Below are 223 nucleotides of genomic sequence, written 5' to 3'. Positions count from 1 at the left end.
CGAAAACACTAATAAGATTGCAGAAAAATGCAACTTTGAATTTACGTTTGGCGATACAAAATTGCCGTACTTCCGTGCACCGGATGGCATGGAAAATCAGGAGTACTTTGAAAATCAAATTATAGCGGATGGGGTCAATGTCCGTAATTCCCACGCAATACGCTGCCAGACTGCCTGCGCCGGAACCACGGCCGGGACCTACCGGGATATCCCGGCTCTTGGC

General features: G+C 48.9%; 1 protein-coding gene. It reads right to left on the bottom strand.

The window, feature by feature from the left end:
* Nucleotides 1-223, bottom strand: a 223-nt coding sequence (locus tag H6B10_RS18235) for a hypothetical protein (protein WP_243427442.1), incomplete at both ends; no start/stop codon positions are given.

This window comes from Gemmiger formicilis (assembly GCF_016901605.1).
Lineage (GTDB): Bacteria > Bacillota > Clostridia > Oscillospirales > Ruminococcaceae > Gemmiger > Gemmiger formicilis_B.
The sequence above is the reverse complement of the archived record's forward strand: the minus strand, read 5'-3'. Positions and strand labels throughout refer to the sequence as shown.